Raw genomic sequence first — 26,904 nt, forward strand, 5'->3', positions numbered from 1 at the left:
GCTTCGCTGCCGCCGGCCTGTCCACTCCTACCCTCTCCACGTCAAAGCGCGGAACGCCTGCACCTGAATCCTGAACGAGATCACTACGCACCGCGACTTGCGCCAGTAGGTACTTTGTCCGCAAGCACACACGGATATTAAGAGAATGTGCCGAAACTTTTGACTTTATGTGCTTGCCGCATCAGGGGAAAGTCCTCGCCGAGAGCTAAGGGGGGCTCCTTCTGGAGAATATTGAATATCTCTAATGTTGGCGTCGCCTACCCACGCCTTGAGTGTCTCCAGAGCATCGTTGGACAACTCAGTCGTGAACAATAGGACTAGGTCCTCTTTAGCTCGTGAGCATGCTACGTAAAATAGGTTGCGCGACTTTTCAAACCGCTTCCTGCTCCCCAGACTCAGGGAGTCTCGCTGGGTGAAATTTGCCAGCATCTCTGGAAAATTGTACTGAGTCCAACCGCCGCCAAATACGGCTAGGACATGAGGGTATTCAGCCCCCTTGACACCGTGCTGAGTTGAAAAGGGAGTGTTCTCTTCAACGTACTCGCGCAGTGCCAGGACCTCGCGATAGCTGACGCTCCTAAACTTTTCGTAGTTCGCCAGACTTCGCGGTTCGACAATCCCCTCGCCGTCCTCCAAATCCTTGCAAGCAAGCTCCCACTTGCGATGTCTATTAGTAACCGCTTGTGGGAGAGCGAAGCAATTCTGTTCCAAGAGGATGTCCATGACATCTCCGACAGTTCCCGTGCTCCGGGCTGAATTGATCGTGCCAAATAGGCCCGTCCATGCAGTCTTGTCGCTGCGTCTCGTCATGCGTGGCCGCGACCGCTTCAGCAGGTCGAACATTGGGCCGTATTGCTTGTTATCGAAGTAGTCGCAGCAGGGCTCAATGACATCCAGCAGAAAGGCCACGACGTCATCGTTTTTTCGCACGAAGTCCTCGTTGCGGCGGAATGAGCGGTTGATATTGGCAAATCCCAACTCAGAAGCAATAGAGGAGTGAGTTAGCATAAGCACTTTTGAATCACGCTCCGCACCATCTCTTTGCTGCCGGCGTTGCGCATCTTCAACGGTCCAGCGAAGGGTTGCCTTCAGGACGTCGTCCGGAATCTGCCCCTTCTTTGAGTGGGTGCCCCGAGTCCCCGCCCAGCTGTTTGTATGGTAGACGGTTACAGCTCCGATGTGGGCGTTGCTTACAGCAGCTTGAGGCAATTCTGGGCGCATGCCATTAAGGAGGTGGACGACAGCCTGACTCGATCTCCAGTTTGCGCGTTTCTGGATCAGTTTCACCGGTAGATGATCGATAGAGCCGCAAGTCTTGTCATAGATCTGCTGCCAATGGTCACCGAAAAAACCGTAAGCCGATCCAGACCGCGAGTTTGAAGCGTCTCCAATCATCGCTTCAGCCAAGCCCGAGGGAGTATCCTGATATTCGTCAACGAGAATGATTGGAAACCTGTCGGCTATGAGTCTCCGAAACTTCAGGTTAGGGAAAAGCTTGATAGCCAGCGCGGGAATGTCATCGTGATGAAGTCGAATGCCGTTTTCGTGGATTCCGCGAAAGCCGAGATCGTAGGATACGCTGAAGTCCTCCAAGGAATCCTGGTCTTCCAAGAGTGAACCCCAACCAGGCAGCTTGGGCACTTCGCGCAGCAGAGACTTTCTGAATGGAGAGAGGGCTTCCCAAAGAAATCCATGAATGGTCTCGGCGAAGATGTGAGGACTATCGTCGGTGCGACGTATGATCTCGTTTCGAGCAACGTTCGTGTACGTGATACAGGCGACGCGCTGCCCTTCGCGCGGAAGGTATCTAGCCCGAACTCGCAGAATATGCTGAAGGGTGTCAATTAGAGAGTGTGTTTTTCCCGCTCCCGCGCCGGCCTCCATTTTGAAATTTTGCCCGTCACTCAGCGCAGCAAGGATTTTACCCAGCGTATCTCGGCTTTCCTCCTCGGCGGTTCCGACCCGGGCACCCGTTTGGCTCATCGCACAACCACCTGGCCGCTCGAAGGGTTCTGGCTATCGGGTAGCGTCCCCTCACCACCCTCTACAGGCGGCGTTTGGTCGAGAAGCCAATCGAGTCCTCGCGCGATGTAACGCGGAATCCTCCATTCCTGCTGCTCGATGGCGAAGGTTAGAGCGAAATCACTCTTCTTGTACTTCTTTGCCTCCTCTCTAGCATCAAGCTCTCGCTGACCAGTTGCTCTATTTCCGCTGTCACTTAGGTCGAACAATTCTGGGTTGGCAAGGATAAATGCGTCCTCAAATGTACGCCCACACGGGTCAGAGATGTTGCTCTCCGGAATTTGATAGGCGAGACCTCGCCTGCCGGATACTGGAATGCCGTGTTGGGCATCCTTTAGCAGATCGGCTGGTGACAGTTCTTTGTCTCCGAACCATTTCTTGATGGCTTGGTTGGTCGTCGCTGTTCCATCATGAACACAGCAAGCTTCTAGACGCTTCGACTTAGACCCCATTTTCGCCGGGTCCAAGTCAGTAATGACTAGAGTCTGCAATCCAAGAAAGTCAAGAAACGGGTAGAAGATGTGTGCGTGCGCACCACCCACTTCCATGACGCTCACGTATTGACTCGAAAGACCAGCTCCGCCCTCTCTCTGCCTACTCTCGTCGAATGCGGCAATCGCCGCAGGAATGAAGATACGCTCCGTGGTGCCTTCAATGAGGATGGCCTTGTCCGCGAAAAATAGGTCAGCGCGAGTAAGTGTTAGATATTTATGCAAGAACTCCTTGTCAACTCCTGGGGCCTCGGCAAGGTTCAGGACCGTTGAGCTAATGGCCTCGTGTTGGGCGGCGCCTTCGGCCAACCGGAAATATCGAATTGCGGAAAAGCCAGCTCGGTTGGCAATGTGCGCAGAATGGGTCGTCACCAGGAACTGTGCGTTCCAGATTTCCCCTTGACCGTCGGTGCCCGGGAACTTCTCCTTGAACACTCCCAGTTGGTGAATGAATATTTCTTGCATTTGGGGGTGAAGGTGCGCTTCGGGTTCCTCGATGAAGACCAAATGAACGGACGGCCTATTTCCCTGAGCCGAGTATTCACGATAGTAGCTGAAAAGGGTCAGGAGAATCAGCAGGAGGTTCCGTGAGCCAAGACCACTGTAGGACTCGGGAAGCTCCACACCAGCCGACCCCGGGTAGTTGATGCTGGTGAAGTTCGACAGTAGGCGTTTCGAATCCAGCGTGGTTCGTGTCGAGAAATCTCTATTCCCTAGCCCTGGATACCCGAATTCAGAGACGGTCGGAGCCATTTTGCTGTACATCTCCTGCAAATGCGCATTTAGCCTCTCGACAATTTCCTCCAAGGCCTTTTCTGTGCCGTCGGCAAATTCCTTAAGGATGGATCCATCGTCGGCTTTGGCAGCTACCATGAATAGAGACTCAAGGATTTTGCCGATCTGGTCTTTAGGGCGATCCTTTTCATCGTCCAATCCTCGCTGCGCCTTAACGAAATCCACCTTGATCGCTTTGGCGACGTCTGTCATCGAAATTTCCCGAAAATTGGAATCATCGGTCGGATCGATGGCGAGCACGATGCGTTCGTAGAGGTGCGGAATTCGAGGACCAACAAGGGATAGCAGGAGGGACTCTCCCCATTCTCCTGTCAGTGTTTCTGGCGCATCGCGAAAGAAGTCCCTCATCGATCCGGGTTTGAGCGCGTATCGCACGGTGACGATGGCCTGAGTGCAATCCGGGTCAAGGTCGACGATGAGGGGGCCTAGATTACCGTACTCCCCCAATTCGCTATCGTATTCAAGAAGAATCTTTACCGAAATCTCAGGTAGAAGTTTCCTGGCGCCGGCCTCGTCGTCAGCGGAGAATTTGCGATATGCGTCGGCAAATTCGAAGTACGACTCTGCAGAGAAATCCTCCAGCCTCAGGCTCAGATCGCCTGGGCGCAAGAATCTGCTGAGTACCTCAGCGAGGGAAGTTTTGCCTGTGTTGTTCCTGCCCACGCATACGGTTACGTCTTCATCGAAGGTGACGCTCACGTTCCGCAGAAGGCGAAAGTTTTTGACCTCCACCCTGGTTACGGTGGGCGGCTGCGCCTGTTTTTGAGGCTGTGGTGGCTGCACTACGCTCACGATCGCTCCTGACATACACCTGAGTCCGTGCGAGGTCGCACCTGGCGCAGCCGTGACCCAGAGAGGGTAGGTAGGCGGATAACTAGGGTTTCCGATGGGGCAGTTTGTCACGGAGGGCGACGACAGGTGGCCTCTTTGCGACAAGATCCCGAACCAAGTGTGCACCGCTGGTCCCAGGGATGAGGCCCCGCTACGGCCCGCCTCAATGCAAGGTCGGTGGAGCGGCTTTGGGCTGGAGCTGCTTTGGGGCGAGTGATCATGGCCCCTTAAGCTCCCGGCGAGTCGGGCAGTCTGTGGACCTGCCCGTTGAAGCACGACGTTGGGGCCATGATCTTAGAGGCTCGCCCCAAAGTGGCTGCCTAAAGCCGTGGAGCCGGCCGCCCCAGCCACAGAGGGTGTCTCCCGCTTCATGCCCGCAGCTCGCTAGCGCGCCGCCGGGCGCGGCCAGCCGGGGCGGAGACAGAGGCAGGCCGCGCCGCTGAGGCGGCGCGCGCCCGCGCCGTGCGCGGGCCTTGATGAAGTAGAGAAACTCTTACCGCGCAGCTTGGGTCAGAGTGCGATCGGCTTGTAGGCCAGGGCTCGATCGACGATCTTGTCGGCGTTCAGGTCGGGATCGAGGTCCCAGTAGATGTACTCGCTGATGTGGGGGCATGCGAGTCCGCGATGCAGGGTGTCCAGGATCTGGTCGCCCTCTGCTTCGCTGGCAATGTCGCCTTCCAGGAGGCGCTGAATGAGGGGTAGAGCTTCGTCACGGCTCATCCTCTCGTGAGGGCCTGGAGCCGTCACTGTGCCTGGTTCAACCGACGGCCGTCGTGACTCCGCACGTGGGGGCCGGCCCCGTCCAGGGCATCGAGTAGGCGGATTGCGTAGACCTCGGACATGCGCTCGGTGATCTGCTCCGGAGTGAGCCAGTCGACCGCGGTTGACTCGGTTGAAGTGCGCTCGGTGCCACCGGAGGGCTTGCACCGGAAGACCATGGCAACGATGCCCCTGGTCGTGTTCTTGTAGACGCCCGTGAGCTCGTCGACCTCGACGCGGATGCCGGTCTCTTCCCAGACCTCGCGGCTGACGCCCTGCTCCGGGGACTCCTCCAGCTCCAGCACTCCGCCCGGCAGCTCCCATGTCCCGTTGTCCGCGCGGCGGATCGCCAGGAGTCGGCCGTCCTCGCGCACGACAGCCCCCGCCACGGACACACTGTGCTTCGGCGTTGACGCAGCTTCCTGGGCGCTGTTACTCATGTACAGGAGCATAGGAGAGTGAGTAGGTCGATGGGAACAGCAGTAGGAGGTGACAGGGCCGTACCCCGGTACGTTCAGATCGCCGAGGAGATCGTTCAGCAGATCCGGGCCGGTGTCCTCAAGCCTGGCGACATGGTGCCCAGTGAGTCAGAGCTGGTGGACCGATACGGCGTATCCGGCGGGACGATCCGCAAGGCCATGGTGGAGGTCCGTGCGAGCGGCCTGGTAGAGACCCGGCATGGCAAGGGGTCCTTGGTGAAGGCCCGGCCCCCTGTGCGTCACCGGTCTTCCGATCGATTCCGGCGCTCGCATCGCAAGGGTGGCAAAGCCGCCTACCTCGCGGAGTCGGAGCAGGCCGGCGCGACCGCCAAGGTGAGCGTGCTGTTCATCGGCCCCGCCGATGCACCCGCTGACATCGCGGAACGTCTCGGTGTGGACATAGGAGCCAAGGTGCTGGCCCGCCGCCGCCTCTACTTCCGCAACGGCACTCCGGTCGAGACGGCAACGTCCTACCTACCGTGGGGCGTTGTGAAGGACATCCCGGAGCTGTTCTCCGAGAACCCCGGCCCCGGTGGGATCTACGCCCGGCTTGAAGACGACGGCCATGTCTTCGCGGAGTTCGTCGAGACCCTTCAGGCGCGGCCGGCCTCGAAGGCGGAGTCCTCCGAACTCGCGCTGAGCCCCGGCGCTCCGGTCATTCACCTCATCCGAGATGCCGTGACCGAAGAGGGTCGTGTGGTCGAGGTCTGCGACACCCTCATGGCCGCTGACCAGTTCGTCTTCAGCTACAGGATCCCCGCCACCGACTGACGTCCGCTCAACTCACCCCAGCCCGCTGCGATTTCCTCTACGTAGCGGGTTGACTCATGTACAGGAGTGATGCACTCTTCTTCATGTCACTCATGTACATGAGTGACGGAGTTCAGCACCTACAGAGGAGTGATCTGCTGTGCGTCAGATTCCCGTCGACACCACGAACGCGACCGTGATGGTCGCCAAGGCCCCCCAGCCCAAGGTCAAGGACCGTCGTACCGGTGAGATCGCCCTCGACAAGGACGGCGTGACGCTGATGACGGTGGAGGTCATGTTCTCCACGCCCGACGAGGTGGAGATCCTCAAGCTCACCGTTCCCCAGCCGGGCGTCTCCGAGGACCTGGCCATGGGCACCCCGGTCGCGCTGACCGGGCTGGTCGCCTCGGCGTGGGAGAACGAGTTCAACGGACAGAAGAAGCACGGGATCGCGTTCCGCGCGGTCGCTGTCACCTCGCTCGCCGCCGCTGCGTCGCAGTCGAAGGCGGCCTGACCATGACCGGCTTCACGGTCGTCCTGGTGCTGATTGTCGCTGCCGTAGTGATCCTGCGGTGGCGGCGCCCCGCCTGGTACTGGCTGGCCTTCGGCGCTGTCTTAGCCGCTCTGCGGGTCTTGGTCCGCTACGTCTCCGTGATGGACGCGTGCGGACTGACCGTCCCGCCCTCCCGCTGGCGTCTGGCCCTTGCCCGGATCGCGAACCGGCCTGTGCCGGAGTCCCGCGCCCCGCGCATCCTGCGTGTCCACCCCACCCGAACCGGCCTGGTGCTACGCCTCAAGCTCCGCCCCGGACAGGATGCGTTCGACGTCTCCGCCGCCTCGGACCGGCTGCGCCACTCCTTCGGCATGTACGGCGTGACCTCTCGCGAACTGCGCTCCGGCGTCGTCGAAGTGCGGATGACCGGATACGACGTGCTCAAGCGGGTGCAGATGCCCGCCAAGACCGACCCTGCGCCAATGCGGGTACCGGTCGCCCTGCGCGAGGACGGGGCAATCCACTACCGCGACTACCGCAGCGTTCCGCACGGACTCACCCTCGGCGCCACCGAGTCAGGGAAGTCTGTCTACCAGCGCAACCTGGTGGCCGGCCTCGCGCCCATGGACGTCGCACTGGTCGGAATCGACTGCAAGCAAGGGGTCGAACTCTTCCCGCTAGCACGCAGGTTCAGCGCCCTTGCCGACAACCCTGACACCGCCCTGGAGCTCCTCGAAGCTCTCGTCACACACATGGAAAACGTCTACCAACTGATCCGGGCTGAACAGCGGATCACGGTGAACGTGCCGGACGCGGCAATAGCCGCTGACATCTGGGACCTGCCCGACCACCTGCGCCCGGTGCCGGTCGTGGTCCTGGTGGACGAGGTCGCCGAACTCGCCCTGTTCGCGTCCAAGGACGAAGAGAAGCGCCGGGACCGGATCATCACCGCTCTGGTCCGCCTCGCCCAGCTCGGCCGTGCTGCCGGGATCTACCTGGAGATCTGCGGGCAGCGCTTCGGCTCCGAACTCGGTAAGGGCATCACGATGCTCCGCGCCCAACTCACCGGCCGCACCGCCCACCGCGTCAATGACGAGTCCTCCGCCAACATGGCCTTCGGCGACATCGCCCCGGACGCCGTCCTGGCCGCAATCCAGATTCCCACCGAGACACCCGGCATCGCCGTCACCGGCGACTCCTCCGGCGGCTGGGCCCGCATCCGCGCCCCGCACACCTCGCTGCGCCAGGCCGTGAACATCTGCAACCGGCACGCCGACCGCACCCCGGCCCTGCCCGTCCTCGCGGCCTTCCGCCCCATGGTCGGTTCCCCGGCCCCGGCCCCCGAGCCGCTCGCCAAGGCCACCCCCGCCACCGCCTGAGTCCTCCCGCACCCCCGGTCGGCGCGACCGCATCGCGCCAGGTCCCTACCCGCTCCATGCCTGAAGGAAGGGAGACCGACTCCCATGTGTGAGCACATCGAGGACTTCCACCGCACCGTCCTGATGCTCGGCGCCCTGGCCCTGTACGCCGAAATTCCGGGTGCCGACGACGCGTTCATCGACTCCATTGGTCCGTCCCTGGCCGTGTCGCTTCCGGAGCCTCCGCCGGGGATGTTCCCGCCCGGCTACGACCCCATCGGCGGCACCGACCACCCCGGGGGCGTCTGATGGCCCGCCCCGCGTTCCGCGTGGACGCCGTCCTGGTCCAGGCCGTCATCGCCGGTGCCCTGTCCTTCGCCCACCTGCACGACCTCGCCAACGCCGCTGGGCAGGACGGTTGGAAGGCCTGGGCCTACCCGATCTCGGTGGACCTGCTCCTGGTCGCTGCCTGGCGGCGCCTGCGCAGCGAGGGTCCGTCTCGGCTGGCCTGGTGCTGGTTCCTGATCGCGCTGTTCGCCTCGCTGGGTGCCAATGTCGCGACCGCCGGATTCCTCGACCTCACCCACCCGCCGGCCTGGCTGCGGTTCGGCATCGCGGGATGGCCCGCGCTCGCCTTCCTCGGCGGCACGCTCCTTGCCCACTCGCACTCTGCCGAGGAGCCGGAGCCCGTTCCGCCGGCACCCGCAGTCCCGCATCCCGCGACAGAAGTCGAGCGGGGATCCGCCCCCGATCCGGCACCCGAGCCCGAGCCGATCGCCGCAGCTGCCGAGAACACCCCGGCGCTCGCCCCCGCCGGTCCGTCGGTCCCGGCCGCGCTCGTCGACCACGCCCGCAAGCTCGCCGCCGACCACCACGCCCGCACCGGCGCCCCGATCGACACCGACACCCTGCGCGCCCGGCTCGGCGTCCCACCTCAGCTCGCCGAGACCATCGCCGCCCAACTCGCCTGACCAGACGGGAGAACCACCGCCATGCCCGCTCGTGACCACTTCCACTCCGTGATGCGAATCGGCCCCGTACAGATCGGCACCCACCGCGACCGCCACGGCCACACCAAACACGCCGCCGTATGCAGCGCTGACCGCTGCGGCTGGTCCGCCGACTACTCCAGCCAGAGCGCCGCCCAGCTCGCCGCCCGCACCCACCGCTGCACCGCCCGATAGGAGAACGGCCCCGTGGATGTCCCGCTCTGGTTCGCCCTGATCATCGTCGGCTGGCTCGGCATCAAGCTCATCCGCCCGCCCCTGTGGCTCGTCGCCGTCCTCCTGCTCGGCGGCTACCTCCTCGCCGACAGCCTCCTTGCCCCCGCCATCGACACCGCCGTCAAGTAACCACCCGCGAAGGGAGATCCACCATGTTCAAGCCCAAGGTTCCGACCATGCCCCAGCCCACCGGCCTCATCACCCGACCGACCGTCGTCGAGCCGACCGCCGCGGTCCAGCACACCCCGCCGAGCCCTGCCCCGCTGACTGTCCCGATCGCTGCGGCCAGGCCCACCGTCCAGCTCACGCCCGGCGCCGTCGTCGCCCTCGTGGGAGGTGGGACGGCCGTCGTCCTGGTCGTCGGCGCGGTCCTGGTCTCGATGCTCCTCGCGGTCGCCGTCACCGGCGCATCCATCGCCATCTGCGCCCTGGTCATCCGCTCGCTCATCACTTCCGCAGACCAGCACCGCTGACCGGCCCCCGGACGGCGCACAAGCCGCCAAGCATCGCCGCCGCCCGGACAGCCCGACCCCTTCCAACCGCAGCCGAAAGGACCGCCATCATGGCCCAGCACAGCCCTGCCCCGCCGCATCTCTGCCCGGACTGCAACGGCTTCCCCGTCGTCGCCATCGACACCGGCACGCTCCTCGACAACGGCACCCGCGCCATCCTCCTGGTCGCCTGCCACCTCTGCCGCGGCACCGGCTCGACCCGCACCGCCACTCCCGCCCCGGTCGTCCAGCGGGAGCACGCGTGACGGACTCGATCCTCGCGAGCCTGGACCCGGCCACCCTCGGCGATCTGCTGCGGGTGGCCGGGTCCACCGGCTTCGACCGCTGGCAGGACCAGATCCGCCGCACCGGCGGCTGCTCCAACCCCATCCACCTCTCCGGCTGGACCCTCACCAAGGACAAGACCACCGGCCAGACCCTCCACCGCTACTCCACCCAAACCGAGCCCGGAGGACGACTCCGCATCGCCTGCGGCAACCGCCGCGCCTCACGCTGCGCGGCCTGCGCCTGGACCTACTCCGCCGACACCTACCACCTGATCCGCGCCGGACTCGCGGGCGACCAGGACAAAGACGTCCCCGCCACCGTCCACGACCATCCCCGCGTCTTCACCACGCTCACCGCCCCGTCCTTCGGCCCGGTCCACAACCGCCCCGACACCGGCCGCTGCCGCTGCGGCACCACCCACAGCACGGATGACGATGCCCTCGGCACCCCGCTCAACCCCGACACGTACGACTACACGGGCGCGGTCCTCTTCAACAACCACGCCGGGGACCTCTGGCAACGCTTCACCAACCGCCTCCGCCGCGAGATCGCCGCCCGCGCCGGCCTCACCCAACGCGAACTCAAAGAAACGGCACGGGTCTCGTACGGCAAGGTCGCCGAGTTCCAGAAGCGCGGCGCCGTCCACTTCCACGCCGTCATTCGCCTCGACGGACCCGACGGACCCGACAGCCCGCCACCCTCCTGGGCCTCCGTGCAGCTGCTCAGTGACTCCATCCGCGCCGCCGCCACGCACTCGTACACGACCATCACCGTCCCAGCCGCCGCCGGCCAACCCGTCCGCCCACTGCGCTGGGGCACCCAGCTCGACATCCGCCCCATCCGCGCCTTCGACGCCGGGACCGACATCACCGAACAGGCTGTCGCCTCCTACGTCGCCAAGTACGCGACCAAAGCAGCCGAGACGACAGGCACCGTCGACCGCCGCGTCGGCAACCGCGAGGCCCTGGCCCTCCTCGACGTACCCGACCACCCGCGCCGCCTCATCGAAGCCTGCTTCGATCTCGATGCGCTCTACCCGGACCGGCGACTGCGGGCCTGGGCACACATGCTCGGCTTCCGCGGCCACTTCTCCACCAAGTCCCGCCGCTACTCCACCACCCTCGGCGCACTCCGCCAGATTCGCGCCGACTACCGCGCAGCCCAGCAGCGCGAAGAACTCGGCCTGCCCGACCCGGACCAGGACCCGACCGTCCTCCTCCTCACCGACTGGCAGTACGCCGGACAAGGCCACAGCCCCGGCGAATCGATCCTTGCCGCCTCGATCGCCAGAGACCTGCAACACAACCGAGAAACCGCACGCCAAGCCCTCGCCCTGGAAGGAGACAGGCCGCATGACTGACCGACTGCTCACGGTGGAGGAGGCCGCTCAACTCCTCGGTACAACTGCGCGTTTCCCGCGGCGCCTGATCGCCGAACGGCGGATCGTGTTCGTGAAGGTGGGGAGGCATGTCCGCATTCCTGAGAGCGCCTTGGCCGACTTCATAGCGGCCCACACCGTCCAGCCGATCGTCACGAGTCTGCGGCGCTTCGGGGCGGTGGCGTGATGGCGAACCAGAAGGGCAAACGCCGCCGCTTCGGTTCGGTCCGCAAGCTGCCGTCCGGCCGCTTTCAGGCCCGGTATCCCGGCCCGGATGGTCTGCTGCGTTCGGCTCCGGAGACCTTCCCCACTCAGACCGACGCTGATCGGTGGCTCGTCCGCAAGGAAGCGGAGATCCTCGACGGCCGGTGGAAGAACCCGGACGACAAGGTCCTCTTCGGGGTCTACGCCGACGCCTGGTTCAAGGAGCGCGACTACGCGGCGACCACCCGCGAGCGCAACGGCAGCGCGCTACGTCTCCACGTCCTGCCTACCTTCGCGAACGTGGTCCTGAGCGAGATCACCACACCGCAGATCCGCCGCTGGCGTGCCGGCCTCCTGGAGTCCGGTGTTGGTGAACCCACGGTCGCCAAGGCGTACCAGATCCTCCGCGCCATCATGAACACCGCAGTCGACGACGAGTTGATCCAGCGGAACCCCTGCCGTATCAAGGGCGCTGGGGCGGCGAAGACAGCCGAACGGCCGTTCCTCGATGTCACGGAGGTCTTCCAGCTCGCCGACGCCGTGCCTGTGCGATTCCGGGTTTTCATCCTCCTAGCGGCCTTCACCGGCCTCCGCTTCGGGGAGCTCGCCGCGCTCCAGCGCCATGACATAGACCTCGAACGGCGAACCGTCGCCGTGAGGCGCGCCCTGGCCGAGACCCGCTCGGACGGCATCCTGGTCAAGGCACCCAAGAGCGCGGCAGGTGTGCGTACCGTCGCCTTCCCTGCCTCGCTGACGGAGAGCCTGGCTGCTCACCTTGATGTCTACGCCGAGCCAGGTCGCACCGGGCTGGTCTTCACGGGAGCAAGGGCCGGGCAGCTTCGCCGGAACAACTTCCGCCGCCTGTGGCTGCGAGCCCTGGCGACGACAGGTCTTGGAGACGTCCACTTCCACGATCTGCGCCACACCGGGAACACCCTCGCCGCGACCGGCGGTGCGACCACACGGGAACTGATGCAGCGGATGGGCCACTCGTCGGTGCGTGCCGCGCTGATCTACCAGCACCTGGTGAACGGCCGCGACCATGCGATCGCCGCTCACGTCGACGAGCAGATCAGAAAGGCCCGGCCGGCAGAGCCCGACGACGCATCTGGCACGTAAGTGGCACGACGCCACTCCCCCGCCGGAATTGTGAAGGAACGAACAAGGCCCAGGCTCTCGGCATACTGCCGGTGACCTGGGCCTTTTCCATGTGTCCTGCTGGTGGGCGCGGACGGTTTCGAACCGCCGACATCTGCTTTGTAAGAGCAGCGCTCTACCCCTGAGCTACGCACCCGTGGATGAAGGAACAGGTTACATGCCCCACGGCACCCCTCCACAATCGGTTGCCCAAGCCCGGGCAGCCCGTCCCGAAGCCGGTACGGGGGATATCCCCACCCCCGAGACGGTAGCCGCCCGGATCGTTCCGGCGGCGGGCGCTGCATACCGTGGAGGCACATCGACAGCGCCGGCCAGGGGGACTCCAACGCCATGATCATCCGTACCCGTACTCGTATCCGCGCTCGCGCCCGTGCCCGTGCCCGGACCAACGCCCTCGTGGCCTCCGGGGGCGCCGTTCTGCTCGTCGGTGTGCTCAGTGGGTGCGGGAGTACGGACGTGGAGGGCGCCCCGGCCGAGCACAAGTCGTTCGCGTACAGCGGGAAGGCGCTGACCATCGACGCGGAGGACTCCATCGTGGAGGTCGTGCCCGCCGATGTGGAGCGGATCGAGGTGACGCGCAAGGTCGACGGGTGGGCGGTGCTCGGGAGCGGGCCGGATCCGGTGTGGAAGCTGGAGGGTGACACGCTGACGCTTCGGGTGGGGTGCGACGCGTTGATCAGTGACTGCGGCGCGGTTCATCAGGTGAAGGTGCCGCGCGGGCTGGAGCTGACCGTGGATGCGGACAACGGGAAGGTCACCGCGTCCGGCTTCGGTACGCCGCTCAAGCTGTTCTCCGACAACGGCGGGGTCGTCGTGCGGGATGTCACCGGGCCGCTGGAGCTGAAGAGCGACAACGGCTCCGTGCGGGGCGAGCGGCTCTCGGGGGCTTCCGTGGTGGCCCGTTCGGACAACGGATCCGTGAAGCTCGACTTCAGCCGGGTTCCGGATCTCGTGGACACCGTCAGTGACAACGGCAGCATCACCATCGACCTGCCCGCGGGCGAGAACCGGTACGCCGTGTCCGCGTCGGCCGACAACGGGCACGTCTCGGTGGCCGTGCCGCGCAGTGATGACAGCCCGCATGCGGTGAAGGCACACAGCGACAACGGCGAAGTCACGGTGCGAACCGCGAACTAACGGGCCCGTGTGTTCGTCCTTACCTGGTGGGAGAATGTACCGGGCAGGGCGAAACAGCACGGGAGAGGGATGTGACGGCGACCCACGCGAAGCCGCAGGCGAGAGCGGGTGCGAGTTCCGCCGTCAGTGATGTCCCTGTCAGCCGGTACAGCCGTGGTCGCGGCGTCCGTGATGCCCTCGCGCTGATGCTGCTGCCCGTGCCGTTGCTCGCCGCGGCCCTGCCCGCCGCCTTCGCCGGGGGCGGTACGCGGCGTTGGTTCGGCGGGCGCGGGGAGGGCCAGCGGGCCGAGGCGCAGGCCGCGAAGGATGCCGCTGCCGAGGCCTTCTACGAGCTCGACACCGCCCAGCGCGATCTGCAGATCTCCATCGAGACCATCACCGCCGTGGACAGTTCGCCCGCCGCCCGCAAGGCCGTCGAGGACTTCGCGGCGCTGGGACGGCGCATCGACGAGGCCAGCCACGCCTACATCACGGCCGTCGACGCACACGATCTCGACCGGGATGACCTTGAGCCTTCGGTCGCTTCCCGCGCCAGGACCGAGCTGTCCGCCGCCAAGGACGAGCTTCTGCGCGTCAAGGTGGAGCTGGACCGGTTCGGCGCCGGGCTCGGTCCGTTGCTGGGGACCGCCGAGACCCAGCTCGCCCGGCTCGCCCCCGCGGTGGAGCGGGCGCGGCAGGCGCTCCTGGCCGCGAGCAATGCTCTCGACGCGGTGCGGGCGTCCGGACTGCGGGCGGACGATCTCGCCGCGCGGCTCGCCGCTCTCGCCCCCGAGCTGACCAAGCTCAACCAGGGTGCCGGGCGGCACGGTGTGCCGGAGACCCTCCAGCGCGCCGATCAGGTGCTGCGCGATGCCGAAGCCGTACGCGCCGAGGCGTCGCAGCTGCCCGAGCGTGCCGCCGAGATCGACAAGCGGCTGGTGACGCTGCGTACACGGGCCCAGGCGCTGACCACCCGGTCGGCCTCCGTCGAGCCCGTGCTGAGCGAGCTGCGGCGGCGGTTCTCGGCGGCCTGCTGGCAGGATCTCCAGCCGGTCCCGGATCAGGCGGCCGTCAATGTGCGCCAGGCCGAGGAGAAGCTCAAGGAGGCCGCGAAGGCGCGCGACGAGCAGCGCTGGGCGGATGCCACGTCACGGCTGAGCACGGTCCGGGCCCTGCTCAACGCCACGGACGAAGCCGTGTCCGCGGCCGGTGACCGGCTGCAGCGGCTGGATGCCGTCGCCAAGGACCCGCAGCAGGAGATCCAGCGGACCCGGTTCGCGATCCGTGATGCCCAGCGCCTCGCCATGGCCGGGCGTCACACCCCCGAGCCGCGCCACGCCCGGCCGCTCGACGACGCGGTGGCCCGGCTCGATCAGGCCGTCACCGCCCTTGAGGGGCGCCACCCCGACTACTGGCACTTCCTGACCGTGACGGAAGGCGTACGGCAGACCGCCGCTCGCGTCGTCTCCGAGATCCGTGAGGAGCGCGGCGCCGGCGCCTGACGGACGGGGCGGGCGTAGGCCGACGCAGGGCTGCCGCTCACGCGTCCCGCGCCCGCGGCTGCCCTGGCGTGCGAAGGGCGCGGACCGGCGGGATCCTGGTAGCAGGAGCAGTAGCAGGTGAAGACGTACGTAGCAGAGGTACGTAGCAGAGGTACGTAGAAAAGGTACTTGAAAGAGGTACGTAAAGGAGTACGTGAAGGAGGGCCCATGGCCACGCATGTGCTGCGTCCTGCACGGCGGCCCGCCGCCCGCAAAACCGCCCGCCTTGATGAGCATCTGCCCGTGGATCACCGGCTCAGCCGCGTCTACCGGGTCGGCGCCGGGCTGATGGGGCTCGTGCTGCTCGCCTTCGGCATCCTCGGGCTGATCGACAAGGTCGGCTTCTTCGATACCGGCGGCGACACCGTCGGCGGCCTGAGCACGAACGGTGCGCTCAGCGTGCTGTCCATCTGCGTCGGACTGCTGCTGTTCGCCGGCATGGTCATCGGGGGCAACTTCGCCTCGACGCTCAACATGGTGCTGGGCATCGCCTTCGTCCTCAGCGGCTTCGTCAATCTCGCGCTGCTGGACACCGGGCTCAACTTCCTCGCCTTCGAGATGCAGAACGTGATCTTCAGCTTCGTGGTGGGGCTGATGCTGATGATGTTCGGGATGTACGGACGCGTCAGCGGCGGGCTCCCCCACGACAACCCGTACTGGCGGGCCCGCCATCCCGAGGAGGCCGAGCGGGAGCAGCGGCTCGCGCGGCGGCGTGCGATGTCGGGGATGCCCGTCGCCCGGCCGGGCCCGGCCGGTGGGCCGAGGCCGGAGAGGTGAGGTCGGAGAGGTGAGGTGTCCTCTGCGACGGTCCCGGCAGCCATCGGCCGGGAGATACCCGTTGTCCGGTCCCGGCCGATAACCTGAGGCCATGCCTCGTTACGAGTACCGCTGCCGCTCCTGCGGAGACACCTTCGAGCTCAGCCGTCCGATGGCCGAGTCCTCGGCTCCCGCCTCCTGCCCCGCCGGGCACGAGGACACCGTGAAGCTCCTGTCGGCCGTCGCCGTGGGCGGCACCGCCGGTTCCGCCGGTTCCGCGCCCGCGGCAGGTGGTGGCGGCGGGGGTTGCTGCGGTGGGGGCTGCTGCGGCTGAGCCGTCGTACCGGCGCCCAGCCCCAGCCCCCCGCCCCCGGTCTCGCGACCGCTGGCGCTACCGCTTGCGCGACAGCGTCAGGCCGTCCGACACCGTGAGCATCACGCTGTCCATCCGCGGGTCGGCGGACACGTGGTTGTTGAACTCCTGGATGGCCGCCGCTCCCCCGGTCGCCCGTGGGTCCGTCACGCCGCCGTGGAAGAGCACGTTGTCCGTGGTGATGACGCCGCCCTGGCGCATCCGGGGCACCAGTTCCTCCCAGTACGCGATGTAGTTGCCCTTGTCCGCGTCCAGGTAGGCGAAGTCGATGTGCGGCTCCGCGGGCATCGCCCTCAGGGTGTCCAGGGCCGGGGCGATCCGCAGTTCGATGCGGTCGGCGACACCCGCCTTCGCCCAGGCCTCACGGCCGTAGGCGGTCCACTCCTCCGAGACGTCGCACGCGATCAGCCGGCCGCCCGGGGGCAGCGCCTGGGCCATCGCCAGGGCGGAGAACCCGGTGAAGGTCCCGACCTCGACGATGTGGCGGGCCCCGGTCAGCCGTACGAGGAAGGCGAGCAGCGGGCCCTGTTCCTCGGCCGACTGCATGCCCGCGTGGTCGGGCAGCCGGGCGTACGTGGTCTCCACGAGTTCGCGCTGCACCTCGTCGAGCGGCGGATTGTGGGCGAGCATGTACGCGTACAGCTCGTCCGTGATCTTCGTTTCGTTGCCCTTGGTCATCGCACCACTCCCAGCTCGCCCGAGTGCTCCGCCGACGGGCGGGAACGCGGTGACTGTAGTCGGCGGACGTCGGTGGTTCACGCAGATTTCCGTGGCGCGCCGGAAAGTTGACGCCTCGTCTCAGGCCGCCCCGTGCGGGCCCGCCGCCCGGAGGAAGCGTCGCAGGATCTCCTCGCCCGCGGCCACACCGCTCTCCGCGGTCGCCTCCACATGCGGGGCGCTCCAGCCCGCGTCGGCCAGTTCGCCGTGGCCGGGGCGCCAGCCTCGGTCGGCGGCGAGCAGCAGGTCCGCGTCGAGGAGGGAGTCGCCGGCGGCCAGGGTGAGCGTGGCTCCGGTGCGGCGGGCGACCTCGCGCATCGCCGCGCTCTTGGTGAGCGGACGCGGTACGGCGTAGATCTTGCGGCCCTGCAGCGAGACGGTCCAGCCGCGCGGTTCCGCCCACGCGGCGAGTTCCTTCGTCCACTCCGCGGGCAGGAGTGCCCGGTCGACGACGAGGTAGGCGAAGAGGTCCTCGGCGACCCGTTCCTTGAGCAGCCAGGCGGGGTCGGCGGCCGAGACGAGATGGGCGCGGACCTCGTCGAGCGAGGCGCATTCCTCGGCGAGCCGACCGGCCACGGTGCGCTGCCAGTCGTGGTCGGAGACCCCGTCCACCAGGATGTGTCCGCCGTTGGCGCAGATCGCGAACTCGACTGCGGGGCCCGGGAGATGGATGCGGTGGTACTGCTCCCGGGTGCGGGTCGTCGTCGGCACGAAGACCGTGGACGGGGCGCGGGTCAGCTCGTCGAGCAGGGCCGCGGCCGTCTCCGTGACGTACGAGAGGGGCTTCTTGTCGTACACCTCGACGCAGAGGAGGCGGGGGGCCTCGGCGTCCGGCATCGGGAGGCCGAGGGCCGCAGCGGAGTAGATCAGGGTGCGGTCGAGGTCGCTGGCGACCAGCGTCACGGAGGCGCGGTCACCACCCGGGCCGCGGGCCGCAGTCTGCGCGGAGCGGTCACCAGCACGACCGCCGACCGCAGTCTGCGCGGAGCGGTTGCCACCCGGGCCGCCGACCGCAGTCTGCGCGGTGCGGTCACGGTTGCCCTCGTTCGGCGTCCGGGAGGAAGTCACTTGGACTCCACCGCCTTGCCGTCGGCGCCGGTCGCCCCGCGGGTGTACTTCGGGTGGATCAATCCGACGCAGGTGTACGGGAGTTCGTCGACCTCCTCGACGGGGACGCCGCGCTGCTGCGCGAGCAGCCTGATGTGTTCCAGGTCCGCTCCCGCGCCGCGCTTGGCGAGGATCTTCCACGGAACGCGCCGCAGCAGGACGCGGGTGGTCTCGCCGACGCCCGGCTTCACCAGGTTCACGTCGTGGATGCCGTGCTCCTCGCTGATGCGTTCCACCGCGGCCCAGCCCTCCCAGGTCGGGGCGCGGTCAGCGGTGAGCAGTTCCTTGACCTCGGCGTCCACGGCGGCGGCGACCTCGCCGAACCGGTCGGTGACGGTGTCGAGGAAGTGGCCGGAGACATCGGATCCCGCGAGTTCCCGGTAGAACTTCGCGCCGTGGAAGTCGTCGGGCCCGACGAGGTCGGAGCGCAGGACCGTACGGGAGATCAGGCCGGACACCGTGGAGTTGAGGCAGGCGGAGGGAATCAGGAAGTCCTCGCGGGTGCCGTACGTGCGGACACAGCCGCCCGGGTCGGCCAGGACCGCGATCTCCGGATTGAAGCCCTCCGTCCCGTCCGCATCCTCGAACTCGGCGATCGCGGCGGCCAGTTCACGGGTGATGGCGCCCTTGCCGGTCCAGCCGTCCACGAAGACGACGTCCGCCGGGTTGTGGTGGGCGGCCAGCCAGCGCAGGGCGTTGGCGTCGATGCCCCGGCCGCGCACGATCGAGACGGCGTAGTGCGGCAGCTCGACGCCGTGCCGCAGGCGGGCCCAGCGGCGCATCAGTACGCCGACGGGAGTGCCGGCCCGGGCGAGCGAGACGAGCACGGGGCGCGGGCCACGCTCGGCGAGGACCGTCTCGGTGACCGTGCCGACGGCGCGCGCGATGCGGGCGGCCGACAGGTCCAGGGCCGCCTTGAACAGGTCCTGGTACTCCTCTGACGGCTGGTACTCGACCGGCAGCGACTCGGCGTAGTGCGCGCCACCGCTCTGTATCGCCTCCTCGCGTTCCTCGGTGGGCGCCTCCAGTTCGGCGTCCGACAGGTCCTGGAGCAGCCAGCCGACCTCGTCCGGCGCGTAGGAGGAGAAGGCGGGGCCACGGAGGGGGTCGGGAAGCATGGAGGGTTCTTCCTGCCGATGGGGCCGGTGGGGTCGGTGGGGTTGGTGGGGTTGGTGGGGTTGGTGGGGTTGGTGCGGTCGATGGGACTGGTGGGGGGCGTGCGAGGGTGACGGCTCGGCGGGAGTGGCCCCGGGCGGTACGTAGGAGGGGACGACCGCCAGCAGAACGTGCGCGGTGTGCGGGGTGAGCTGTTGCAGCAGGCCGCCAGGGCCGTGCAGTGCGTGGGTGTCGGCGGTGGAGTCGACGACGAGGACCACGGCGTCGAAGCCGCCGCCCGCGACGTTGTACGCGTAGCGGTCGCCCGGGCCGTCGGCCGGGTCGTCGTGGGCGGGGAAGACGAGCCGGGTGCGTATCGCGTAGCCGGGGTCGTCCACGGCCAGGACCGGGGAGCGGGTCGTGGTCGAGTAGCGGACCTCGGCGCCGGTGCGCTCCTCCAGAGCGGTGCCCAGGCGCAGCGGCGCGTACATCAGCTCCTCGAAACCGAGGACCAGGACCTTGCGGGGGTGCTCGCCCAGGGCTGCCGCGATGCGGTCCGCCATGGCGGGGAGGGCGGGTTCCAGGAGTGCGCGGTGGGCGGGGGTGAAGCCGTGCCGGCCACCGTCGGGCACTCCGGCGGGCCACTGGAGGTCGATCCGGGTGTGGGGGCGGGGAAGGCCGCACAGCGGCTCGGGCCTTCCATCCGGCCACTCCGCTCCGGGCTCCGCCGCCGCCTGGGCCGCCTCCTGCTCGGCGACGAGGGCCTGCCCCTTCTCCAGGACGCCTTCCGGGAGGCGGACCGTGCCCGTGTTCCTCGCCACCAGGTCGACGCGGGCGCCGATCTCCCCGGCGAACTCGTCGAGCCGGCCCCGGTCTGCCGGTGTGCGCATGTCGACCAGGGCCACGATGACGTACCGCTTGCGGGGGTAGCGCTCGTGCAGGGCGCGGATGGTGTTGAGGACGGTGTTGCCGGTGGAGAACTCGTCGTCGACGAGGACGAGGGTCGCGCCCGCCCCGCCGCCCCGCTCGGCCGCCAGCAGCTCCGGGTCCTCCGGCAGCAGCAGGTGCGAGGTGGCGTGCGAGTGCGACTCCTCGAAGCCTCCCGCGCGCGCCACGCCGTCGACGGGGCGCCGCGTCGAGTGGAGGTAGGCGGCCGGTCCGAGCCCGTCGGCGACGGCGTGACCGAGGCCGGTGGCCGTCTCCGCGTAACCCAGCACGACCGCGTGCCGCGCGCCGTCCTCGCCGAGCAGCTCGCGCACCCGGCGGCCGAGCTCGACGCCTGCGCCGTAGACGACCGAGGGGCGCTGCGGCACGTGCTTGCCGAGCACGTTGGACACGAGCAGATGTGCCCGCTTGGGGTTGCGCCGCAGGGCGAGGCCCAGCAGCTCACGGAGCTCCCCGTCGCCCACCAGCTCGACGCCCAGTCGTTCCGCGACCCAGCTACCCGACCACACCACGTTCGCCGTTTCCTTCCGTTGGCCTGTCACGCGCGCCCGCTCACCCGGGCCCGCCGTCCGTCCTGCCCGCCCAGGGCCCGCCGTCCGCCACACGCGCCCACTCACCCGGGCCCGTCATCCGTCCTGCCGCTCAGGGCCCGTCCTCCGCCACACGCGCCCACTCACCCGGGCCCGCCGTCCGTCCTGCCCGCTCAGGGCCCGTCCTCCGCCACGCGCGCCCGCTCACCCTCAGGAAACCCACGCACCCGTACCGATCATTCCGCTCACTCCGCGAGGCTCGCCGCCAGCAGGTCCACGAAGCCGACGTCCGCCTTCGCCACGCCGAAGACCTGTGCCCGGCGCAGAGTGCGTTCGGCCCAGGCGCGGTGCGGCTTCACCTCGTTCATCTTGTTCGTGTACGACGAGCGCAGCACCCCGCCGCCGTCGCGTTCGGGACGCAGGATGTCCTGGGCGTCGCTGAACTCCTCGTGGCTGACCACGGACAGCGCGTGCACCGGCGCGACGTGCGACGGGTGGATGCAGGTCTTGCCGAGCAGGCCGTTGGCCCGGTCCAGCTCGATCTCCCGCAGCAGTCCGTCCAGGTCGTGCTCGATCAGGGCCGTACGGAGCTCCTCCGCCCGGCCCTCCTGGAAGGGGCTGCGGCGCAGCTGTGGCTTGAACATGCGCTCCTGGAGCCGGAAGTACTCCCAGACGGGGCCGGTGATCGTGAATCCCGTCCCGTCCGCCCGGCCCAGCACGTTGACGACGTCGGCGATGACGTCGCCGACGATCCGGACGTCGTACGCCGTCATGTCGGGCGCGCGGCGCAGGCCGTACGCCGAGCAGAAGTCGGTGACGCCGAGGCGCAGCGCGAGCACCCGGTCACGGTGGGTATCGACGGTGCGGGCGATCTTCTGGAGGGACTCCTGGCGGGTCTCCAGGTGCAGCAGCTCGGGGGATTCGAGCACGGGCATGGCGAAGAGCCGCTGCCCGGCCACGGACTCGGCCTCGGTCAGCGCTTCCAGGAACGGGACGCCACGCTCTTGCGTGAACTTGGGAAGTACAAAACCGGACAACAATCGGACGGATGTGCCGAGCCGGCGCACGAGGTCCGTGATCTGGTGCGGTTCGCGGACGCGGATGAACAGCAGCGGGAGCCCGTCGCCGCGTTCCGCGAGATCGGCGAACTGCCTGACGAGATTCTCCTCGGCGCCCGGCACCTCGGAGTCTTCGATCGAATCCTCCAGGCACAACACCATGGAGACGACCCCACGGCGGGCCTGCTTGACGACGTCGTCGGCGAGCCGGGGGCGGGTGGCGGGGCTGTAGAGCGTGGCTCCCAGGGCCACCGCGAGGACGGGGGCCGGGGAACCGGCGTCGAAGTCGCACGGTTCACGGAAGAACAGATCGCCCCTCACAGCAGGCGCGATATGCCCGAAATGACGCATGTGATTCCCCCCGTACTCCCTGACCGGCCGGACAACGTGTGGCCGGTAATAGTACGTACGGACGGGTGTCGGCAGTTCCCGGCTCACATGAATTCCGGGTAACTCGTCCATTTAGCGATGGTTCCCCAGGGTGCGGACGGGCTCGTTCCGGCCTGGCCGCACGACACGGCTTGCGACCCCGCGTTGTCCGCACGGGCAGCCAGCAGGCAGGATGACCGGCATGACGCACGCGATGGTGAAAGGCTCGAACGTCCCCCTCGACGCCATGGCCGTACGGGCCGTGCTGCGCTGGACCCCCGGCACCGGGATCCCCGATGTGGACGCCTCGGCCCTGCTGCTCGGCTCCGGCGGCCGCGTGCGCTCCGACGAGGACTTCGTCTTCTACAACCAGCCCCGTCACCCCTCCGGCCTGGTGCGACGGCTGCCGAAGCGGAGCCTGCCCGAGGGCCTGACGGACACCATCGAGGCCGATCTGAACGCGCTCGACCCCTCGGTCGACCAGGTCGTCATCGCCGCGTCCTCCGACGGGGCGGCCTTCGAGCACGTGCGCGATCTGCGCATCCTGCTCTACGACGCCGCGGTGTCGGGCGGTGAGCCGCTCGCCGTCTTCGACGTGCGGCCCGAGACGGGCCGGGAAACCGCGATCATCTGCGGCGAGCTGTACCGGCGCGGCGATGGCTGGAAATTCCGGGCCGTGGGACAGGGCTACCCGACCGGCCTCATCGGTCTCGCGACCGCGTTCGGCATCTCGGTGGACGAGTCGGAGGCCGCCGCCGGTCCCGACCCCGTGCCGCCCGTGCCGGCGTTCCCCCCGGCGCCCGGACCCGACGCACAGGCCACCATCCAGCACCAGCAACCCGCGTACGGCTATCCGCAGCCCGTTGCGGCCCCTGTGGCGCCCGCCCCCGGCCCGGCCTACGGCTACCCTCAGCCGGCGTCCGCGCAGCCCGCCTACGGCTATCCGCAGCCCGCGGCGGCGGCAGCGTACGCGCCGGACCCGAATTTCGTCCTGCCGCCGCAGGGGCCGCAGTTCATACGGCCCTGACCCGACGCCCGGACGGCCGCCCCTCAGCCGCGCCGGCAACCCCACGGGTCGCCGCGCCTACGCCCGGGTCTTGTAGCCGCGTCCCCACTGCATGCCGTACCCGTACAGCCGGTCCAGCTCCGACTGGAAGCCGTACACGAACTTCACCTCGCGCCGCACGGTCAGCTCGCCCTTCTCGTTCTCCACGGTGAACACCGCGCACGAGCGGGCCTGCGGCGCCCGTTCGTCGAGCTCGATCTCGATGCGCGGCCCGTTGCCCGGATAGAGCGTCACCTTCGCGTGCGTACGGTCGAAGGCCGGGGTCTGGTCGTAGATGTAGACGAAGAACAGCATCCGCTTGATCTGGTCGCGCTGGTCGAGGTTGACGTAGACGGTCTCCCCGGACGGCGCCCCGAAGCGGTCGTCGCCGCTGAGCCTGATGTACGGCGGCCCGTTGAGGTCACCGATCAGATTGCCGAGCGGCTGCACCACGCCCTTGGTGCCGTCCGTCAGCTCGTACATGCAGCCCAGGTCCAGGTCGACGTTGACCACTCCCTGGGTGTGCGCCTGGACCACGTCGGGCTGGAAGAGCTTCAGCGGCCGCAGCAGCCGGCCGCTCTGCCGTGACCGGCCCTCGATGTCGGACGTACGCATCTGCCAGGAGAGGTTGACCCGGAGGTTGCCGGTCAGCGCGCCCTGCTTGGTCAGCGAGACCGTGGCGTGCCGCCGGGAGAGCACGATGGAATTGCTGGCCGCGCTGCCCGACTCGAACTGAGTTTCCCGCCCCGGCCACAGGCTGTTCCAGAACGCCATCCCGAACCCCCACACATGTCGGCCCCACCGGTCGCACGCGGCACGTGCGACGCACGCACCGCTGCGGGGCGGCTCCGGGCCGGATCCGGGGGTGTTCCCGGAGCCGTTGCCGTACGAGCCGCCCCGCAGAGAGCGTTCCTCATTCCCTACCGGGTCACACCCCGGCGGAGACTTCCGTGCTTTCTTCGCCTCCTGCGGCCTCGATCGCCCTGTTGCGCCGGACCGAGGACCAGAAGGACCAGCCGATCAGGATGACGCCGACGGAACCCGTGATGAGCTCGTGGATCTCGTACTGGATCGTGACGAGCAGGATGACGGCCAGGGCGCCGATCGCGTAGTGCGCGCCGTGCTCCAGGTAGACGTAGTCGTCCAGGGTGCCCTGGCGGACCAGGTAGACCGTGAGCGAACGGACGTACATGGCGCCGATACCGAGGCCCAGGGCCATCAGCACGATCTCGTTGGTGATGGCGAAGGCGCCGATGACACCGTCGAACGAGAAGGACGCGTCGAGCACTTCCAGGTAGAGGAACATGAAGAACGCGGCCTTGCCGGAGAGCGCGACCGCGGAGACCTTCTTGCCCGTCCGCTTGGCCTCTTCCTCCGCCTCGTGCTCGCGTTCCTCCTCCTCCTCGAGCTTGTTCTCGAAGAAGCCGGAGAGACCGCCGACGATGAGGTACGTGATCAGACCCGCGATACCCGCGAGCATGACCGTCTCGGCCTTGTCCACGTGTCCGCCGCCGTGCTGGTGCGCATGGGTCGCGAAGGTCATGGCCGAGATCAGCAGGACGATCAGCGCGATGCAGACCGACAGCATGTCGACCTTGCCGAGCTTGGCGAGCGGGCGCTCGATCCAGCGCAGCCACTGGATGTCACGGTCCTCGAAGATGAAGTCGAGGAAGATCATGAGCAGGAACATGCCACCGAACGCGGCGATCGCCGGGTGGGCGTCGGTGACGAGTTCCTTGTACTGGTCCGGGTCGTTGAAGGAGAGATCGATCGCCTCGATCGGTCCCAGCTTGGCGGTGACGGCCACGATCACGACGGGGAATACCAGCCGCATGCCGAAGACCGCGATGAGCACACCGATCGTGAGGAAGATCTTCTGCCAGAAGGCACTCATCTTCTTCAGGATTCCGGCGTTGATCACCGCATTGTCGAAGGACAGCGAGATCTCCAGGACGGAAAGGATCGCCACCACTCCGAAGGCTTCCCACCCCCCGTAGAACCACGCTGCGACCAGACCGATCGCGGTAATCGCGAACGACCAGCCGAAGGTTTTCAGAAGCACTGGCTACCCCATCATGTGTGTAACGGGTCTCCCCCGAAGAGCACTGGGCTCCCCCGCGCCGTGCGCGGCTTTACGAAACGTTGACCCCGAAGTCTAGAGCGATGCCCCGCAGCCCCGACGCGTACCCCTGTCCTACTGCACGGAACTTCCACTCGCCGTTGTAGCGGTACAGCTCGCCGAAGATCATCGCGGTCTCGGTGGAAGCATCCTCACTGAGGTCGTAGCGCGCGAGCTCCTGACCGTCGGCCTGGTTGACCACGCGAATGAACGCATTGCTGACCTGGCCGAACGTCTGCCCGCGATTGTCGGCCTCGTGAATGGAGACCGGAAAGACGATCTTGTCGCAGTGGGCCGGCACCTCGTTGAGGTTCACGATGACCGACTCGTCGTCGCCCTCGCCCTCACCCGTGAGGTTGTCGCCCGTGTGCTCGACGGAGCCATCGGGGCTCGTGAGGTTGTTGTAGAACACGAACCATTCGTCGCCGAGCACCCGGCCCGACTGGCACAGCAGTGCGCTGGCGTCGAGGTCGAAGTCCGCCCCCGTCGTGGATCGTGCGTCCCAGCCGAGTCCGATGAGCACCTGGGTGAGATTGGGTGCGGCCTTGGAGAGGGAGACATTGCCTCCCTTGGCGAGCGTGACGCCCATGGTGTGTCCTCCCCGAGTCGATGAACCGGTGATGAACCGGTGAATCCGTCTGTTGAGCGCGTCCGGCGCCGCACAGGGTGCGGCGCCGGACGGGACATGCTGAAGGCGTGCCCGGGGCCACGGCCCCGGGGACGGCCTGCTAGACGTTGACGCCGAAGTCCTGCGCGATGCCGCGCAGACCCGAGGCGTAGCCCTGACCGATGGCGCGGAACTTCCACTCCGCACCGTTGCGGTACAGCTCGCCGAAGACCATGGCGGTCTCCGTCGAGGCGTCCTCGCTGAGGTCGTAGCGCGCGAGCTCGGTGTTGTCGGCCTGGTTGACGACGCGGATGTACGCGTTGCGGACCTGGCCGAAGCTCTGCTGGCGGGACTCGGCCTCGTAGATCGAGACCGGGAAGACGATCTTGTCGACGTCGGCCGGGACACCGGCGAGGTTGACCTTGATGACCTCGTCGTCGCCCTCGCCCTCACCGGTGAGGTTGTCACCGGTGTGCTCGACGGAGCCGTCGGGGCTCTTGAGGTTGTTGAAGAAGACGAAGTTGCCGTCGTTGCCGACCTTGCCCTCGGCGTTCGTCAACAGGGCGCTGGCGTCGAGGTCGAAGTCTCCGCCGGTGGTGGTACGAGCATCCCAGCCCAGACCCACGATGACCGCGGTCAGGTTGGGCGCGGCCTTGGTCAGCGAGACGTTGCCGCCCTTGCTGAGGCTGACTCCCACGAGTCCTCCCATTGGTTTCTTTGGGGGCCGGCCGGTGCCGGCGCCTCCACGTCGTGTTGGCATCCGATCAACGAGTGGATCCTAGTGACCGGTTCCCGGCCAAAACAGG

At 67.3% G+C, this 26,904-nt stretch carries 29 protein-coding genes and 1 tRNA gene; 17 read left to right on the forward strand and 13 right to left on the reverse strand.

Annotation, left to right across the window (positions count from 1 at the left end; all coding sequences use genetic code 11):
• Positions 1 to 165: 165 nt before the first annotated feature.
• From ACIQMX_RS07620 to ACIQMX_RS07635, 4 genes are all read right to left on the reverse strand, one after another.
• The gene (locus tag ACIQMX_RS07620; RefSeq protein ID WP_371629035.1) at positions 166 to 1,983 is read right to left on the reverse strand and encodes a UvrD-helicase domain-containing protein; all 1,818 of its coding nucleotides are present in this window, start codon (positions 1,981 to 1,983) and stop codon (positions 166 to 168) included.
• Positions 1,980 to 4,100, reverse strand: coding sequence for an ATP-dependent endonuclease (locus ACIQMX_RS07625; RefSeq protein WP_371629036.1), 2,121 nt, complete (start codon positions 4,098 to 4,100; stop codon positions 1,980 to 1,982). The genes ACIQMX_RS07620 and ACIQMX_RS07625 overlap by 4 nt, the downstream gene beginning before the upstream one ends.
• A gap of 549 nt (positions 4,101 to 4,649) precedes the next feature.
• Positions 4,650 to 4,859 carry an e9imm peptide gene (locus ACIQMX_RS07630; RefSeq protein ID WP_371629037.1) on the reverse strand — a complete coding sequence of 70 codons (210 nt, stop codon included), beginning with the start codon at positions 4,857 to 4,859 and terminating at the stop codon, positions 4,650 to 4,652.
• Between the two features lie 23 nt (positions 4,860 to 4,882).
• Entirely contained in the window at positions 4,883 to 5,350 is a 468-nt protein-coding gene (locus ACIQMX_RS07635) for an NUDIX hydrolase (protein WP_402475754.1), read from the reverse strand.
• An 18-nt stretch (positions 5,351 to 5,368) separates the two neighbouring features.
• On the opposite strand from ACIQMX_RS07635, the gene ACIQMX_RS07640 reads away from it, so the two are divergent.
• From ACIQMX_RS07640 to ACIQMX_RS07695, 12 genes are all read left to right on the forward strand, one after another.
• Entirely contained in the window at positions 5,369 to 6,148 is a 780-nt protein-coding gene (locus ACIQMX_RS07640) for a GntR family transcriptional regulator (RefSeq protein ID WP_402475755.1), read from the forward strand.
• Between the two features lie 139 nt (positions 6,149 to 6,287).
• On the forward strand, positions 6,288 to 6,641 hold the full coding sequence (locus ACIQMX_RS07645; RefSeq protein WP_123526242.1) for a hypothetical protein: 354 nt from the start codon (positions 6,288 to 6,290) through the stop codon (positions 6,639 to 6,641).
• A gap of 2 nt (positions 6,642 to 6,643) precedes the next feature.
• Positions 6,644 to 7,999 carry an FtsK/SpoIIIE domain-containing protein gene (locus ACIQMX_RS07650; RefSeq protein WP_402475757.1) on the forward strand — a complete coding sequence of 452 codons (1,356 nt, stop codon included), beginning with the start codon at positions 6,644 to 6,646 and terminating at the stop codon, positions 7,997 to 7,999.
• Between the two features lie 84 nt (positions 8,000 to 8,083).
• Positions 8,084 to 8,287, forward strand: coding sequence for a hypothetical protein (locus tag ACIQMX_RS07655; RefSeq protein WP_402475758.1), 204 nt, complete (start codon positions 8,084 to 8,086; stop codon positions 8,285 to 8,287).
• On the forward strand, positions 8,287 to 8,949 hold the full coding sequence (locus ACIQMX_RS07660; protein ID WP_402475761.1) for a DUF2637 domain-containing protein: 663 nt from the start codon (positions 8,287 to 8,289) through the stop codon (positions 8,947 to 8,949). Before ACIQMX_RS07655 ends, ACIQMX_RS07660 begins: the two co-directional genes overlap by 1 nt.
• Positions 8,950 to 8,970: 21 nt before the next feature.
• Positions 8,971 to 9,162, forward strand: a complete 192-nt coding sequence (locus ACIQMX_RS07665; RefSeq protein ID WP_030876212.1) for a mobile element transfer protein — start codon at positions 8,971 to 8,973, stop codon at positions 9,160 to 9,162.
• 12 nt (positions 9,163 to 9,174) lie between these two features.
• Positions 9,175 to 9,330, forward strand: a complete 156-nt coding sequence (locus tag ACIQMX_RS07670) for a hypothetical protein (RefSeq protein WP_123526237.1) — start codon at positions 9,175 to 9,177, stop codon at positions 9,328 to 9,330.
• Between the two features lie 23 nt (positions 9,331 to 9,353).
• Positions 9,354 to 9,674 carry a SpdD-like protein gene (locus ACIQMX_RS07675; protein ID WP_402475762.1) on the forward strand — a complete coding sequence of 107 codons (321 nt, stop codon included), beginning with the start codon at positions 9,354 to 9,356 and terminating at the stop codon, positions 9,672 to 9,674.
• Positions 9,675 to 9,763: 89 nt separating this feature from the next.
• Positions 9,764 to 9,958 (forward strand): hypothetical protein, encoded by a 195-nt coding sequence (locus ACIQMX_RS07680; protein ID WP_402475764.1) that lies wholly within the window; start codon positions 9,764 to 9,766, stop codon positions 9,956 to 9,958.
• On the forward strand, positions 9,955 to 11,340 hold the full coding sequence (gene repSA, locus ACIQMX_RS07685) for a replication initiator protein RepSA (RefSeq protein WP_402475766.1): 1,386 nt from the start codon (positions 9,955 to 9,957) through the stop codon (positions 11,338 to 11,340). The genes ACIQMX_RS07680 and repSA overlap by 4 nt, the downstream gene beginning before the upstream one ends.
• Positions 11,333 to 11,545, forward strand: coding sequence for a helix-turn-helix domain-containing protein (locus ACIQMX_RS07690; RefSeq protein WP_402475767.1), 213 nt, complete (start codon positions 11,333 to 11,335; stop codon positions 11,543 to 11,545). The genes repSA and ACIQMX_RS07690 overlap by 8 nt, the downstream gene beginning before the upstream one ends.
• Complete coding sequence (locus tag ACIQMX_RS07695) at positions 11,545 to 12,681, forward strand: tyrosine-type recombinase/integrase (protein WP_402475768.1); 1,137 nt, start codon at positions 11,545 to 11,547, stop codon at positions 12,679 to 12,681. The genes ACIQMX_RS07690 and ACIQMX_RS07695 overlap by 1 nt, the downstream gene beginning before the upstream one ends.
• A 100-nt stretch (positions 12,682 to 12,781) precedes the next feature.
• Here ACIQMX_RS07695 and ACIQMX_RS07700 read toward each other — a convergent pair.
• Positions 12,782 to 12,856, reverse strand: a tRNA-Val gene (locus tag ACIQMX_RS07700).
• 194 nt (positions 12,857 to 13,050) lie between these two features.
• On the opposite strand from ACIQMX_RS07700, the gene ACIQMX_RS07705 reads away from it, so the two are divergent.
• The 4 genes from ACIQMX_RS07705 (at position 13,051) to ACIQMX_RS07720 (ending at position 16,467) form a co-directional block, all read left to right on the forward strand.
• Positions 13,051 to 13,857 carry a DUF4097 family beta strand repeat-containing protein gene (locus ACIQMX_RS07705; RefSeq protein ID WP_402475770.1) on the forward strand — a complete coding sequence of 269 codons (807 nt, stop codon included), beginning with the start codon at positions 13,051 to 13,053 and terminating at the stop codon, positions 13,855 to 13,857.
• Positions 13,858 to 13,928: 71 nt separating this feature from the next.
• On the forward strand, positions 13,929 to 15,338 hold the full coding sequence (locus ACIQMX_RS07710) for a hypothetical protein (RefSeq protein WP_402475771.1): 1,410 nt from the start codon (positions 13,929 to 13,931) through the stop codon (positions 15,336 to 15,338).
• Between the two features lie 207 nt (positions 15,339 to 15,545).
• Positions 15,546 to 16,154: a DUF4383 domain-containing protein gene (locus ACIQMX_RS07715; protein WP_402475773.1), complete on the forward strand. Its 609-nt coding sequence runs from the start codon at positions 15,546 to 15,548 to the stop codon at positions 16,152 to 16,154.
• Between the two features lie 91 nt (positions 16,155 to 16,245).
• Positions 16,246 to 16,467: a zinc ribbon domain-containing protein gene (locus ACIQMX_RS07720; RefSeq protein WP_402475774.1), complete on the forward strand. Its 222-nt coding sequence runs from the start codon at positions 16,246 to 16,248 to the stop codon at positions 16,465 to 16,467.
• A gap of 57 nt (positions 16,468 to 16,524) precedes the next feature.
• On the opposite strand, the gene ACIQMX_RS07725 is transcribed toward ACIQMX_RS07720, so the two are convergent.
• The 4 genes from ACIQMX_RS07725 to ACIQMX_RS07740 all read right to left on the reverse strand — a co-directional run bounded on the left by ACIQMX_RS07725 (position 16,525) and on the right by ACIQMX_RS07740 (position 22,309).
• Positions 16,525 to 17,184 carry a class I SAM-dependent methyltransferase gene (locus tag ACIQMX_RS07725; protein ID WP_363069808.1) on the reverse strand — a complete coding sequence of 220 codons (660 nt, stop codon included), beginning with the start codon at positions 17,182 to 17,184 and terminating at the stop codon, positions 16,525 to 16,527.
• A gap of 120 nt (positions 17,185 to 17,304) precedes the next feature.
• Positions 17,305 to 18,291 carry an HAD family hydrolase gene (locus ACIQMX_RS07730; protein ID WP_402475776.1) on the reverse strand — a complete coding sequence of 329 codons (987 nt, stop codon included), beginning with the start codon at positions 18,289 to 18,291 and terminating at the stop codon, positions 17,305 to 17,307.
• Positions 18,288 to 20,912, reverse strand: a complete 2,625-nt coding sequence (locus ACIQMX_RS07735; RefSeq protein WP_402475777.1) for a phosphoribosyltransferase — start codon at positions 20,910 to 20,912, stop codon at positions 18,288 to 18,290. Before ACIQMX_RS07735 ends, ACIQMX_RS07730 begins: the two co-directional genes overlap by 4 nt.
• 233 nt (positions 20,913 to 21,145) lie before the next feature.
• On the reverse strand, positions 21,146 to 22,309 hold the full coding sequence (locus tag ACIQMX_RS07740) for an HpcH/HpaI aldolase/citrate lyase family protein (RefSeq protein WP_402475779.1): 1,164 nt from the start codon (positions 22,307 to 22,309) through the stop codon (positions 21,146 to 21,148).
• Between the two features lie 220 nt (positions 22,310 to 22,529).
• Between ACIQMX_RS07740 and ACIQMX_RS07745 the strand changes: the two genes are divergently transcribed.
• The gene (locus ACIQMX_RS07745; RefSeq protein WP_363069800.1) at positions 22,530 to 23,354 is read left to right on the forward strand and encodes a TerD family protein; all 825 of its coding nucleotides are present in this window, start codon (positions 22,530 to 22,532) and stop codon (positions 23,352 to 23,354) included.
• Positions 23,355 to 23,411: 57 nt separating this feature from the next.
• On the opposite strand, the gene ACIQMX_RS07750 is transcribed toward ACIQMX_RS07745, so the two are convergent.
• The 4 genes from ACIQMX_RS07750 to ACIQMX_RS07765 all read right to left on the reverse strand — a co-directional run bounded on the left by ACIQMX_RS07750 (position 23,412) and on the right by ACIQMX_RS07765 (position 26,795).
• On the reverse strand, positions 23,412 to 24,146 hold the full coding sequence (locus ACIQMX_RS07750) for a Tellurium resistance (RefSeq protein WP_363069798.1): 735 nt from the start codon (positions 24,144 to 24,146) through the stop codon (positions 23,412 to 23,414).
• 154 nt (positions 24,147 to 24,300) lie between these two features.
• The gene (locus ACIQMX_RS07755; protein WP_402475780.1) at positions 24,301 to 25,434 is read right to left on the reverse strand and encodes a DUF475 domain-containing protein; all 1,134 of its coding nucleotides are present in this window, start codon (positions 25,432 to 25,434) and stop codon (positions 24,301 to 24,303) included.
• A 70-nt stretch (positions 25,435 to 25,504) separates the two neighbouring features.
• Positions 25,505 to 26,080: a TerD family protein gene (locus ACIQMX_RS07760; protein WP_148017459.1), complete on the reverse strand. Its 576-nt coding sequence runs from the start codon at positions 26,078 to 26,080 to the stop codon at positions 25,505 to 25,507.
• A 139-nt stretch (positions 26,081 to 26,219) separates the two neighbouring features.
• Positions 26,220 to 26,795, reverse strand: a complete 576-nt coding sequence (locus ACIQMX_RS07765; RefSeq protein WP_219572022.1) for a TerD family protein — start codon at positions 26,793 to 26,795, stop codon at positions 26,220 to 26,222.
• Positions 26,796 to 26,904 lie beyond the last annotated feature (109 nt).

It is taken from the genome of Streptomyces sp. NPDC091416 (genome assembly GCF_044756845.1).
In the GTDB taxonomy this organism is placed as follows: Bacteria; Actinomycetota; Actinomycetes; order Streptomycetales; family Streptomycetaceae; genus Streptomyces.